We start from the raw sequence: 13,050 nt of genomic DNA, 5'->3' as shown, positions 1-13,050 counted from the left end.
ACATTCGATTCAATCGGGTTGGTAATCGCGCCAGACCCGCTGCTCGTCCAGTTGCAGCAGGTGTTCCTCTGCTTTGCGGAACCTGCGGTCGCAATCGAGGAAGAATTCGTCGAGCTGTGGCGGATCCACATGGGTGGCGCTGAGCATGGTGTGGACCTGGCCGCGGTGATGGATCTGGTGTTCGAACAGGTGCAGCAGCAAGCGGTCGATCCGTTCGCGCACCTTGCCGTCGGTACGCACCAGGTCGATGGAGCGGGACAGGTCCTTGTGCTTGAGGTTTTCGCAGAATGCCGTCAGTTGCCGATCGGTCCGGTCCTGGCTTTCCCTGAGTTGGGCGAACGCCAGCATCTCGGAGAAATCTCGTTCCTGGCCCGCTACGTCGCCTTCGAGGGCGGTCAGGTAATAACGGTCAACTTCGAGGATATGGCACAGCGTGGCTTGGATGGAGGGGAAAAAGCTGGTGCGGTAGGCCTCGTACTCCGCGTTATTGAGCTGCGCGCAGGCGTCCAGCAGCCTGTGGTTGGCCCATTGGTTGTTGAGGGCCTGAGCCAGGAAGTAATTCATGGGACGCCTCCCGTGCGTCATTGCGCCGGGAAAAGCGTAGCAAAGACTGGCGATGGCGCCGTGCTGCTGGTCGGTTGGTCACGCGTTCGTACCACAACCCCTGTGGAAGCGAGCAAGCTCGCTCCCACAGGGTTTCCCAAATGCCTGAGCCTCTGCGCGAGTGCTTACAGCCCCACATCCGGCAGCGCAGGCCGATTGGCCAGCGCCTTGGCCATGATCTGCTCCACATACACCCGATCTTCTTCCGGCAGGGCCAGGCGTGGCGGGCGAGTGAGAGCGCTGCCGCGGCCGGCGATCGCTTCGCACAGCTTGATGCATTGCACCAGGTCGGCGCGGGCGTCGAGGTGCAGGATCGGCATCAGCCATTCATAGATCGGCATGGCTTCGGCGAAACGTCCGGCGCGGGCCAGGCGGAAGATGGTTTCGCCTTCCTTGGGGAACACGTTGGACATGCCAGACACCCAACCTTCGGCGCCCACGGCCAGGCTTTCCAACACCACATCATCGAGACCGGCGAAAAGCACGAAGCGATCGCCGACTTCGTTGCGCACATCGATGAAGCGCCGGGTGTCGCCGGATGAATCCTTGAAGCACACCACGTTGTCGCAATCGGCCAGGGAAATGAGGATGTCCGGGGTAACGTCGTTCTTGTAGATGGGCGGGTTGTTGTAGACCATCAGCGGCACGTCCGCATGCCGAGCGACGTAGCGAAAATGCTCGGCGGTCTCGAACGGCTTGGAGCCGTAGACCAGCGCCGGCATCAGCATTACCCCGTCGACACCGACCTTGCGCACTGCATTGGCAACCTTGGCGGCCTGCACGCTGGTGAACTCGGCCACGCCGCAGATCACCGGCACCCGGCCACGGGAGGCGTCTACCGCGACTTCGGTCACGGCGATTTTTTCCTCGGCGCTCAGGGAAGTGTTTTCCCCCACGGAGCCGCAGACCACCAGGCCGGATACGCCGTCGCGAATCACGTTGGAAATGACCTGATGGGTTTTTTCCAGATTGATAGAAAAGTCATCGTTGAATTGCGTGGTGACTGCGGGGAATACGCCGCTCCAGTTGATGCGTTTGCTCATGGGTTGTCTCCGTTTTTGATAGTGCTGTTGTGGCGAGGGAACTTGCTCCCTCGCCACAAGGGTTTTGGGTGAATCTCGAAATCATGCGCCCGGCCAGGTATCCGAGAGCCTGTAGCCCTGCGGCCACGGATCGGCCGGGTCGAGCAGCAATTGGTGCGTGCCGGTGATCCATGCTCGCCCGGCGATGCACGGATAGATCGCCGGGCGTCCGGCCACGTCGGCCATGGAATCGATCCGGCAATGGAACTCGGAGCCGATGATCGAGCGACCGATAAACCGCTCGCCCACCTGCATCTGGCCCTTGGCGTGCAGCACCGCCATGCGGGCCGAGCAGCCGGTGCCGGTGGGCGAGCGGTCGATCTTGCCGGGTTGGATGACGACGGCGTTGGCACCGGTGGCGACGCCGTTTTCCCGGACAATGGGCGCGGCGATCTGGCAGAACGAGATATGCGACCAGTCGGCATTCAATGGGTGTACGAAGCCCAGTTGCTCGTTGGCGGCCCGGGTGATTTTCAGCCCCACGGCCACCAGATCGGCCGCTTCGTCAGGGCGAATGGCGAAGCCCAGGCGCTCGGCGTCAACAATGACGAAGCTGTCGCCACCGTAGGCAGTGTCCACCTGCAATGACCCCAGGCCATCGACTTCGATCCAGGCGTCGAGGCGGTCAGCGAAGGAGGGGACGTTCTTGATTTCGACCCGCTGCACCTTGCCGTCGCGGCAGTCGGCCACGGCTTCGATCAAGCCGCCCGGCGCTTCCAGCACCAACCGCGTCTGCGGTTCGGTCATCGGCAGGATGCCGCTGTCCAGCAGCACGGTGGCGACGCACAACGAGTTGGAGCCGGACATCGGCGGCGTATCGGCGGGTTCCATGATGATCCAGGCCATCTGCGCCCGCGGGTCCTTGGCCGGCACCAGCAGGTTGACGTGGCGGAACACCCCGCCACGGGGCTCGTTGAGGACGAAGTTGCGTAGGGTCTGGTCCCGAGCGATCCAGCGCGACTGTTCCCACACCGTGGCGCCGGGTGGCGGCGCGACGCCGCCGACGATGACATCGCCGACTTCGCCTTCGGCATGGCAACTGACTATGTGGATGATTCTGGATGAGCGCATGGGTCAAATCCTTGTGTTTTCTGGTCGGGCCTAATCGTTATTTCACCGACTTGAGGAACGCCGCCGTCTCCGGCTGCACCGGATTGCCGATCACCTGGTCCGGCGGCCCGATCTCATGGACCCGGCCATTGCAGAAGAACGCCACCCGGTCGGACACATCCCGGGCGAAGCGGATCTCATGGGTTACCAGCACCATGGTCATGCCGTCTTCGGCGAGCATGCGCATGGTGTCCAGTACCTCGCCGACCAGTTGCGGATCGAGGGCCGAGGTGGCTTCATCGAACAACATGTAGTCCGGCGACATCGCCAGGGCGCGGGCAATTGCCATGCGCTGCTGCTGGCCCCCGGAGAGCTTGCCGGGGAAGGCCTTGAGCTTGTCCCCCAAGCCCACGTGCTCAAGCTGCCTGACCGCCAGCGCCTCGGCGTCCTGCTTGCTCTTGCCCAGCACCTTGCGCGGCGCGAGCATTACGTTTTCCAGCACGGTCAGGTGGGGAAAGGCATTCCATTGCTGGAAGACGATGCCGATCTTCTGCCGCAGCCGGTTGAGGTCGGTGGCGCTGTCATGGACCTCGACGCCGTCCACGCGAATGCTGCCTTTCTGGATCGGCTCCAGGCCGTTGATGCACATCAGCAAAGTCGATTTGCCGGAGCCGGAGCCACCGATGATCGACACGACTTCGCCCTTGTCCACGGTGAGGCTGACGCCCTTCACCACTTCCAGGTGGCCGAAGGATTTGTGCACGTTCTCGATCTCAATCATTTTCTTGCCACCTTCTTTCCAGGCGAGCGCCGAGGCGGGCGACCACCAGGCTCATGACGTAATAGATGAGGCCCGCGATGCACAGCACCAGCAGGGGTTCCTGAATGCGCGTGACGATGGTTTGCGATGCCCGCAGCAGCTCGACAATGCCGATCCACATCACCAGCGCGGTGTCTTTCATCACCCCCAGGACCAGGTTCAGCCACCCGGGAAACGCCACCCGCGTGGCGATCGGCAGGACGATGAAGCGCAGGTCCTGCAAATACGTGAGCCCCAGGGAACGGCTGGCTCGTCGGGTACTCAACGGCACCGCCAGCACCCCACCACGGACGATTTCAGTGAAATACGCGGCGGCATAGACCCCGAGCACGATGCAGCCGACGGCAAAGGCGCTGAGGTCCAGGCCGACGATGCTCTTCAGGGAATTGAACAGCACGAACTGGATCAGCAGCGGTACGCTGCGAAACGCATCGAGCACCCAGGCCAATGGCAGGCTAGCCCGGGGCAGCAGCGCCCGCAGCAGGCCGAACAGCAAGCCGGCCAGCGTGCCCAGCAAAATCGACCAGGCGGTCAATTGCACGGTGACCCAGGCACCTTCGAGCAGATACAACACGTCGTTAACGGTAAGGCTTGTAGAAAACATGACCCGCCCTCAATAACGAAACAGCCGCCAGGACAACAGCCGGGCCAACCCGACGATCAGCTTGGCGATCAGGTAATACAGCACCGCCGCGAGGGCGAAATATTCGAAGGTGCGGAACGTCTTGACGTTGTATTCCTGGGTCACCCCGGTGAGGTCGTTGTTCAGGCCCACCACCACGCCCAAAGACGTCATCAGCACCGCCCAGACCATTTGGTTGGTCAATGGGTAGAAAACGATGCGCAGCAGTTGCGGGACGATGATCATCCGGTAGGCCTGAAACGCACTCATGCCCAGGGAGCGGGCAGCGCGCATTTGCGTGCCCGGCACCGCCTTGAGTCCGCCGCGAAAATTCTCCGCCAGGTAACCGGCGTTGTTGAAGGTGATACCGGCCAACAAGGCAAACCACGAACTGACGTGCAACCCGAGGGAGCCGAGGCCGAAATAGAGGATGTAGATCTGGAACAACGATGGCGTGTTGCGGGCGATCGACACCCAGCCGTTGCCGACACCGCGCAGCAGCGGATGGCGCGCCTGGCGCATCACCGTCAGGACCAGGGCGATCAGCACGCCGAAAATCATCGACAGCGCCGCGGTTTCGAAGGTCACCCATGCGCCGGCCAGCATGTCGGGCAGGGCGCGCAAGGCCGGGCGCCATTGGAAGCTGTAGTCAAACATGGCGCGGGATCTCCTTGGGTGCGCAGAGCTGTAACCATTGCGGAGGATGATCGCTGGCGGTGGCGGTGCAGGCGGCCTCGACGCAATCGGCAAGGCTGGCAAAATGCACACCCCGACCCACCAGGCCCGGCGCGTAGTGCGCGTATTTGCCGGAGTTGGTCATCAGCGTCGTTGCGGCTGGCGGGATTACCGGCTCGCCCAACATGCACCAGCAGGTGTCGGTGACCAGCGTTGCGCCGAAGGCCTGGATCGCGTCCAGGTAACCGGCCTGGCGGGCCTGTTCCAGCACGGCCCGGCCGCAGGTGATCGCCAGGACCACGCCGGGGTGTTTGGTCCGTCCCGCGCAAAGGCGTGCCAGGGCAGCGAATTCGCTGAGGGAGAAATGCGGGTTGCCCAGGGAAACCACGTCTACGTGGCGGTGTCGAGCACTGTTGAGCTCGCGCCAACTGGCGAGCAGCCCCGCCGCGTTGACGGTTTCCATGGGTAACACGGCGTCGCGGTCCAGCACCCTGGCCGGGTCCATGGCCTCCGGCGTCACCCTGGCGATGTGGAACAGCGGCGCGGCGCTGGTAGTCGCGAACGCGGCGCCGAAGGCCTTCAAGTCATCCAAGGTCGGCGCGGCATTTTCCAGGCCGCGTATCAGTGGGACGCGTCGCCCCGTCAGGCTGCCGATGTGATAGCCCAACAGCGGATAGAAGCTGTCGTCCACCGGGCCGAGGCTCTGGACCTCGACGATCAACCCAGCCTGGCGCGGGCCATCGAGGTGACAACCGGCCAACGGCGCGCGACCGCACAGCGCGATGCAGATATCGAGGAAGTCCGGGTATTTCTGTGTGCGGGCGCCAAGCACGCTGTTGGCGTAGACCACCGCATTGGACTCTGCCCAGACGATCTGCTCGCCGGCCGCGGGCGCGGTGTCGAGCAAGTAGGGCGCACAAGTGAAGCTCAATTGCGCCCCCATCGCCATGTACGCGTCGCCCAAGGCGCTGGCCGGTTCACCCAGTGTCGGGTCGACGCCCAGTTCGCGCCAGCGGCGCTGGTCAACGGAAATCGAATTGAGTGTCGTGGGCACGCTCACCTTCGCCCCCCACTGCACCAGTTGGTCGGCAAAGCGCAGGCTCGCTGGGCCCGTGTAGATACAACCGTCAATGTGCGCCTGGGTGATGTCCAGCAGTTCATCCGCGCCTTGGATCTCGGCCATGCGCAAGACGATTTGCATTGCCACTTGGGCTGCCTTGCCGTGTGTGCCGTCGAGCATCGCTCGATCGCGCTCGCTCAACTGGACGCTGGACGGCATCGGCGGTTGTGGGGAAGTCCCTGTTCCGTGCCATTGATCGTTGGGCCGGCGGCCGGACAACGTCAGGCAGTTACCCTCGACGCGCCCGAACCCTTGGCCCCGTAAACCCTCGAACGCCTCGCGGCCAATGCACAACACCGGCAGCGAGCGCTGGAAAATCACCTCGGCCACGAGCACGCCCAGGGCCAGGATCTCATCCACTTCGGCCAGTACCAGGGCGGCCGGTGCGTGGCCATTGCTGATGAGTTCCATCAACACGCTGCTGCCGGTGCAGGAGCCGCGCCCGCTGGGAATTGCCAGAACGCGGCCGGCCAAGTGTTCACCACTGAGGGGATGATGCCGGTCGATGACTTCGCCGGTGGCCGGATCGACCCCGCCCCAGAAACTCAAGCCGACATCGGCGAACAGCAGGGTGCCCTGGGCGGCACCCGTCACCAGGCTGCGGCCGTAGAGGCAGACAGGCGTGCTTGGCATGCCGCGATCCTCAGTAATAGACCTGGGGCACGGTCAGGTTGGCCGGCGGGATCTCCTTGCCGACCCATTTGACGAACAGCTCGTTGTAGCGGCCCGTGCGCACTTGCTGGTTGATGAACAGGTTGAGGTAGTTGAGCAAGCCGTACTCGCTGCGCTTGGCGCCGAGAGACACGTAATCGATGACGTAAGGCGCATCACCGGCGATTTTCAGGCCCTTGTACTTGCCCGACTTGATGGTCGCGGCGGCTACGGTGTTGGTCACCACGGTGGCGTCGATATGCCCTTGGGCGACGGCCAGCAGTGTGTCGTTCTGCGATTGGTAGGCACGGAAGCTCCCGCTGCCCCAACTCTTCTGATCCTTTTCCAGGGCGATGGCTTCATAGGTGCTGCTGGTGTTACCGAGCTTCTTGCCCTTGAGGTCGGCGTAGCTGTTGATGCCGGTGTCGTCGCGGGTCAGCACCACCATCTGGAAGGCGAAGTAAGGCACGGTCAGGCCAACGGTCTTGGCCCGCTCCAGGGTGTCGGAAGTGGAGGCGACGATGACATCGGCGCGGCCTGAAAGCAGTGCGGGGATCCGGTCGGAAAATGGCGTTTCCACGACTTCGGCGTCTACGCCAAGGACTTTTGCCAGATCGTTGCAATAGTCCACGTCAAATCCCGCCGGTTTGTTGCTTTCATCGCGAAAGCCCATCGGCGGGAAATCCAGTGTCACGGCGCAACGCAGCTTGCCAGAGCCGATGATGTCGTCGAGCTTGTCGGCGTGGGCGGGAAGGGCTATCAGGGGAAGGAGGACAACGCTGAGGGCTGCGGCTAATGCACGGTTTTTCATAAAGGCCTCGCTGTCGAATAGATGCGGTGAGATATCGTATTGAGGATTTCGTATACGATATTAGATAAGCAATCGACGTGCCTGTTTTGTATTGCCGGCTCGGTTTTGGGTAAAGCCTTGATTACTGGGCGATTGTTTGAACTACGCCTTTGATGCCTGGCGGCCAAGGCCTGAAAGGAGGTGTTACAGATGGGAGCAATGGAGGTGAGGGTGCCCTGTAAAGGAACAACCTCAGCGCTGGTTATCTCGGTACTGGCTGGGTGAAAGGCTCGTCAGCGCGCGGAACTGGCGACTGAAAGCACTGTGATCGGTGTAGCCGCAGCGCAGGGCGATCTCGGTGATGGGCAAATCCAGCTCCAATAACAGTCGCGAGGCTTCTTCCAGGCGTGCCTTGTGAATCATCTGCCGGGGCGTGAGCTGGAAGATGCGCTTGCAGTGCCGCTCCAGTTGCGCCACCGACAGCCCGGCGATGGCGGTGAGTTCCGCCAGGCTGATGGGGCGGGCGAAGTGCTGCTTGATATGCGCATCCACCGCCGCCAGTTTCTGGAACGCCGGATGGCTCGATTGCGGCGACTGCAGATCACGGGAAATCCCGGCCACGCCAACGATGCGGCCCTCGGGTTCGCGTAGGGCAAGCTTGTGGGTCAGGCACCACACCGGCTGATTGCCGTAATACAGATGCAATTCGAGTTGGTCGGCCAGTTCCCGGCCACTAGCGAGCACGCGCCGATCCTGCTCGGTGTACAACGGCCCGAAGCGCTCCGGGAACACCTGCTCGGCGGTAAGGCCCAAAAGGTCATCGCATCGTTTGAAGCCGCAACGCCGGGCGAGGGTCTGGTTGACGAATGCGTAGCGGGCGTGGTCGTCCTTGATGAAAAACACCGTGTCCGAAAGAGTGTCGAGCAGCGGCGCAATGGCCTGCAGGCTGCACAGCAGGGTGCCGAGTTCGCAGGGGGCGAAGGACGTCAATGAGGGATACGGAGTCATCTTTTTCGCGACCTTGCTGGTGGGAATGGCTGGCAACGCGACTTCGGGGCGCGGCGGTGCAGCGGTTGGCCAATGTAAGAATATGTCAACGGTGTGGAACTGTTGGTCGACGGCGGGCTGTCGCAGAACCGACCACTGGCTCAACCGAAGCGCAGCCCGGAGGTGAACGGATCTCCATGGCCTATGAAAAGCCAGAAATGTTCAGATAAACAGCCAGCCGGACGTCGCCTATAGACTATCGGGATCCCCGAAGAACATCTGAATCCGCGACCGCAACCACCGCTCTCCAGGGTCGTTGTCCTGGGAGCCACGCCAGGCCATGTGCAGTTCGAAGCTGCGCACCGGTATGGGTGGGTCTTCGGCGCGTACGCCGCCGGCGGCGGTCAGGGCGTCGGCGGTGTAGTCGGGCACGATGGCGATGATGTCGGTGCCGGCTAACAGCGTGCTCAATCCGTTGAATTGTGGCACCGCCAGCACCACATGACGCTTGCGGTCGAGTTTTTCCAGCTCTTCGTCGATAAACCCGCTCAGGTCCCCGGCAAAGGACACCAGGGCATGGGGACGCGCGCAGAATTCGTCCACGGTCAGTTTTCCCGGCGCGGTGTCGGCTCGCAGCACCTTGGGCATGCTGCGCCGCAAGACCTTGCGCTTGGCGTTGGCCGGTAGGTCTTCGGTGTAGCTGACGCCGATGGAAATTTCACCGGAGGCCAGCAAGCCCGGCATCAGGATGTAATTGACCCGGCGCACCACCAACACGATACCTGGCGCTTCGGCCCGCAAGCGCTTGAGCAGCATGGGCAGCAGGGCGAACTCGGCGTCGTCCGACAGGCCGATGCGAAACACCGAGGTGCTGGTGGCGGGGTCGAATTCTGCCGCCCGACTGACTGCCGTGGAGATCGAGTCCAGGGCCGGAGAGAGCAGGGCGAAGATCTCCACGGCGCGGGCCGTTGGCTCCATGCTGCGTCCGGTGCGCACGAACAAGGGGTCATCGAACAGGCTGCGCAGGCGTGACAGCGCGGCACTGATGGCCGGCTGGCCGAGGAACAATTTCTCGGCGGCGCGGGTCACACTGCGTTCATGCATCAATGTTTCGAACACGATCAACAGGTTCAGGTCGACACGACGCAGGTCATTACGATTCATCTGGGGTCCTGGCAGATTCGGCAAGCTTGACGTGGACGGCCATTTGAGAACAATGGCCGGCATGAATCTTACGGGGAAAGGCTGGTGCTCTGCATCGGATAAATGCATTTTCTTGGGGAGGAGTCCTACAGGAGTGGTTCGGTATTCTTGCTGCGGAATCAATGACAGGCATGTCGACTATTAATAGCCACTGATGGTCTTGGGTACAAAGCCCGGATAGAGTTCATGGTATTAGAGGTTACTTTGACGAGGTTTGCGATGTCCCGCACGATCCGTTTTCACAAGTTTGGCGGTGCCGAGGTGCTCAAATGCGAAGAGCATGCGGCGGCTGTTCCTGCGCCGGGAGAGGTGCAGGTCCGCGTTGAAGCGATCGGCATCAGTTGGTATGACACCCTGTGGCGCCAGAACCTGGCGTCGTCACAGGCGCGACTGCCGTCAGGGCTTGGCCATGAAATGGCCGGCGTGGTCACCGCCGTCGGCGACGGGGTTGACGATCTGGCCGTGGGTGACAAGGTCGCCAGCTTCCCCGCAGAGAGCCCGAACGATTATCCGGTGTATGGCGAGGTCATCGTGCTGCCACGCACCGCGCTGACCCGCTATCCCGACGTGCTCAGCCCGATCGAAGCCGCCGTGCACTACACGCCGCTGTTGATCGCCTATTTCGCCTACATGGATTTGGCGCGGGTCAAGCCTGGGCAATTTGCCTTGGTCACCGACGCCAGCCATTGCGCCGGCCCATCGTTCGTACAGTTGGGCAAGGCCTTGGGTGTCAGGGTGATCGCGGCGACCAAGACCGCTGATGAGCGTGAATACCTGGTGTCGCTCGGCGCTGAAAAGGTGATCGTCACCGAAGAACAGGACTTGCTGATGCAAATCAACAAGCTGACGGACAACCGCGGCGTCGACGTGGTGTTCGACGGCCTTGGCGGTCCACAGATGTCGTTGCTGGGTGACGTGCTGGCACCGCGAGGCAGCCTGGTGCTGTATGGCTTGCAAGGTGGCAACCAGACGCCATTCCCTGCGTGCGCGGCCTTCCAGAAGAATATTCAGTTCTTCGTGCACTGCATCGGCAATTTCACCGGTAAGCCGGAGCTGGGGATTGTCCAGGACCAGGTGGCCTTGCAGCGTGCGCTGCGCGATATCAATCAACTTACCGCCGATCGTGTACTGCTGCCGCTCAAGACCCGGGTTTTCCCGTTTTCCGAGTTCGTCGAGGCCCACCGTTACATGGGCGAGTGCCCTTGTCGTGAGCGTGTTGCCCTTCAGGTAGTCGATCCTGCTTGATCCATCCCTTTGCGCAAGAGTCATTCTTAACGGCTCTTGCGCGGTCTGCGGCCAAACCGGCCACTCGTTGCCCCTGCCTATCCTGCTCGCCGCTTGGGGTCGCCCTGGCGGATGACGCCTTGGCGCGTAGCCTCAAGCCCGCCGCCCTCTGTTTCCTGGACATCAACGATCAGCAAAACCAACTGAACTGGTTTTTGCTGTCAATCTGTATCTTCTAATCATTATTTAAGTCTTGATAATTGAACGCTTGTTTCAGTCTCAAGGAAGAAGTCATGACGCGATACAGGTGTTCGGCCGGGTCACATCCCGAAGTGCATTTTCAAGTCGTCCTTGCTTGCTCTAATTTTATGCGTCGGCATGCGAAGAGATTGGCCGGATTCAGCGAAGAAATATGGATAGGGCTGTTCCTGATTTTCTGTATTAATTGTCTGTGGGACGCTGTAAGAAATCTCCTAGGACGAGCCGTTTATTTGGATTTCTCCAATGAAATAAGGGGTTTAGGAGAGGCTTGTTGGACAGGTAGGATGACCCTTGTATATGTATCAAATAATTACTAGAGGCAAGAATTGAACTTGCTGCTAATACTGTTTGCAATAACAAAATCCTCCATCTCGGCAGGCCCGTCGTGCAATCAAGTCGGTGTTGGTGTGACGCCGACAATCGAAATTTCCAGGTAAATGGTTATGAGTGCAATTCATGAGCAGGCGATGACTTACGTATATCAACAGATATTGCAACGCTTGCTGGACTTCTATTCCCGCGCGGAACGCACCGCGTTGCAGCTTTTGATCCAGCGTTTGATCGTGGCCGCCGGCGGCATTGACCGAATTGGCGACTATCGCGTGCTGATGGTCCAGAACGGCAGCAGGGAAGGCTTCTATGTCCTCACGGCCCTTCGGGCGGCGCAGTTGAGCATCGCTGGGCGGCACCCGGCGACGTTCAACCTGCGCATTGTCACCCCGCGCATAGGGGAGACCTCGCAGGCAACCCTGGAAAACATCCATCGCTGCTACAGCGCGCTGTTCGTCTATGACGATTCCCGGGTCGAGCTGTTGATGGCGGACAATCGTGAGGTGCTGCCATTCAATCACAGGAAACCGCTATCGGCGGGAGGACGCGCGGCCAATCGAGTGGACCTGCTGATGTTCGGACACCTGCGCTCGGCTGACAGCCTTTTGGGATTGGGCGACGACGGTTACCTGGCGATGGCGGAGTTCTACAGGAACATGGCGCGTTGGGAGGCGGGCGTCGATTCTTGGGTCACCAGCGATACGGTACGCCAGCAGAGGCAGTTCATGACAGGGCTTCATCGCGTGGCCCGAAAGATCGGTCAGGTCGTTGATCCGAGCAGTGGTTTCGATGGGCTCCTGGCACAGCTCGATCATCTGGGCGGTGAGCTGTTCCGGCGCTTCTATGGGCAGGATTGCCTGGGGCCATGGCGGCCCGAAGGGCATTTCGAGGCTTGTCGGCGAATAGGGCACGTCAGCATCGACGACTTGATGGGCGAACGGCTGGAAGAAAGCAACTGGGCTTTGTTCAGCGAGTTTCTAAGGGTGCGCCCCGATGCGCTCGTCGCGCCGACGCTCGAACACGAGTACCTAAGCCCATATCTGTCCGCCCATCTGTACGGCCTGCAGGCGTGTTACCTGCAAGGGCGTAGCTACGAGACCGGCTATGGCGATTATGTCCAGCGCACGGTCATGATCATGCATCGCAAGCAAATGCCCATGCATGTCTGCCAACAGGTACAGGAGTTGTTCGGTTCACCTTCGGCCATACCCGAGCGTCGCGCCAAGGCCGCCGCCGAAGTAAGTGAAGTCCTGGGAATCAACGAAACGCAACTGGTGTGCATGCTGTACGCGCCCTTTGTTGATAACGGCGTGGGTCTGGAGCATTACCTGCGCTGCTGTCATCCCGGCATGCTGGTGGGGATGCCCGAGCTGCACAAGGCGTTGCAGGGCGGCACCGGAGGCGACCAGGTGGAGCAATGGATGATGGATGTGAGCGGGTTGTCGGTTCCCATGCTTCGCACGTTGTACCGGACCCGCATCTCATGTACGGAGCAGGAAAGTGCGTCGGCGGTCGTTCGCCATTCGACTGTCGGGATTTTCGATCAGGACGAGGACGGGCAGGACACCGACGAGCTGTGCGAACGCTCGGCACGACGCTGAGGAGCCAGGTTTGAGGGATTTCGTTTCCATC

General features: G+C 61.2%; 12 protein-coding genes. 2 read left to right on the top strand and 10 right to left on the bottom strand.

What is annotated here, in order from left to right:
- Window positions 1-9: 9 nt before the first annotated feature.
- From J3P79_RS13845 to J3P79_RS13800, 10 genes are all read right to left on the bottom strand, one after another.
- On the bottom strand, window positions 10-564 hold the full coding sequence (locus J3P79_RS13845; RefSeq protein ID WP_434603292.1) for a DinB family protein: 555 nt from the start codon (window positions 562-564) through the stop codon (window positions 10-12).
- A gap of 164 nt (window positions 565-728) precedes the next feature.
- Complete coding sequence (locus J3P79_RS13840; protein ID WP_186632069.1) at window positions 729-1,646, bottom strand: dihydrodipicolinate synthase family protein; 918 nt, start codon at window positions 1,644-1,646, stop codon at window positions 729-731.
- Window positions 1,647-1,727: 81 nt separating this feature from the next.
- Entirely contained in the window at window positions 1,728-2,756 is a 1,029-nt protein-coding gene (locus J3P79_RS13835) for a trans-3-hydroxy-L-proline dehydratase (protein ID WP_434603289.1), read from the bottom strand.
- Between the two features lie 37 nt (window positions 2,757-2,793).
- Window positions 2,794-3,516 (bottom strand): amino acid ABC transporter ATP-binding protein, encoded by a 723-nt coding sequence (locus tag J3P79_RS13830; protein ID WP_434603287.1) that lies wholly within the window; start codon window positions 3,514-3,516, stop codon window positions 2,794-2,796.
- The gene (locus tag J3P79_RS13825; protein WP_434603285.1) at window positions 3,509-4,159 is read right to left on the bottom strand and encodes an amino acid ABC transporter permease; all 651 of its coding nucleotides are present in this window, start codon (window positions 4,157-4,159) and stop codon (window positions 3,509-3,511) included. The genes J3P79_RS13830 and J3P79_RS13825 overlap by 8 nt, the downstream gene beginning before the upstream one ends.
- Window positions 4,160-4,168: 9 nt before the next feature.
- Window positions 4,169-4,834: an amino acid ABC transporter permease gene (locus J3P79_RS13820; RefSeq protein ID WP_434558928.1), complete on the bottom strand. Its 666-nt coding sequence runs from the start codon at window positions 4,832-4,834 to the stop codon at window positions 4,169-4,171.
- Complete coding sequence (gene lhpI, locus J3P79_RS13815; protein WP_434603283.1) at window positions 4,827-6,605, bottom strand: cis-3-hydroxy-L-proline dehydratase; 1,779 nt, start codon at window positions 6,603-6,605, stop codon at window positions 4,827-4,829. Before lhpI ends, J3P79_RS13820 begins: the two co-directional genes overlap by 8 nt.
- A gap of 10 nt (window positions 6,606-6,615) precedes the next feature.
- Window positions 6,616-7,434: an ABC transporter substrate-binding protein gene (locus J3P79_RS13810; RefSeq protein ID WP_434603281.1), complete on the bottom strand. Its 819-nt coding sequence runs from the start codon at window positions 7,432-7,434 to the stop codon at window positions 6,616-6,618.
- A gap of 231 nt (window positions 7,435-7,665) precedes the next feature.
- Window positions 7,666-8,421, bottom strand: a complete 756-nt coding sequence (locus J3P79_RS13805) for a helix-turn-helix domain-containing protein (protein ID WP_434603279.1) — start codon at window positions 8,419-8,421, stop codon at window positions 7,666-7,668.
- 228 nt (window positions 8,422-8,649) lie between these two features.
- Window positions 8,650-9,564: a LysR family transcriptional regulator gene (locus tag J3P79_RS13800; RefSeq protein WP_039588604.1), complete on the bottom strand. Its 915-nt coding sequence runs from the start codon at window positions 9,562-9,564 to the stop codon at window positions 8,650-8,652.
- Window positions 9,565-9,822: 258 nt separating this feature from the next.
- On the opposite strand from J3P79_RS13800, the gene J3P79_RS13795 reads away from it, so the two are divergent.
- Window positions 9,823-10,848, top strand: a complete 1,026-nt coding sequence (locus J3P79_RS13795) for a zinc-dependent alcohol dehydrogenase family protein (RefSeq protein WP_039588603.1) — start codon at window positions 9,823-9,825, stop codon at window positions 10,846-10,848.
- A gap of 683 nt (window positions 10,849-11,531) precedes the next feature.
- Window positions 11,532-13,019: a hypothetical protein gene (locus J3P79_RS13790; protein ID WP_434603276.1), complete on the top strand. Its 1,488-nt coding sequence runs from the start codon at window positions 11,532-11,534 to the stop codon at window positions 13,017-13,019.
- The last annotated feature ends 31 nt before the right edge of the window (window positions 13,020-13,050 follow it).

The organism is Pseudomonas sp. R1-7 (assembly GCF_051132105.1).
Classification (GTDB): domain Bacteria; phylum Pseudomonadota; class Gammaproteobacteria; order Pseudomonadales; family Pseudomonadaceae; genus Aquipseudomonas.
This window is presented reverse-complemented; position numbering and strand designations above follow the sequence as displayed.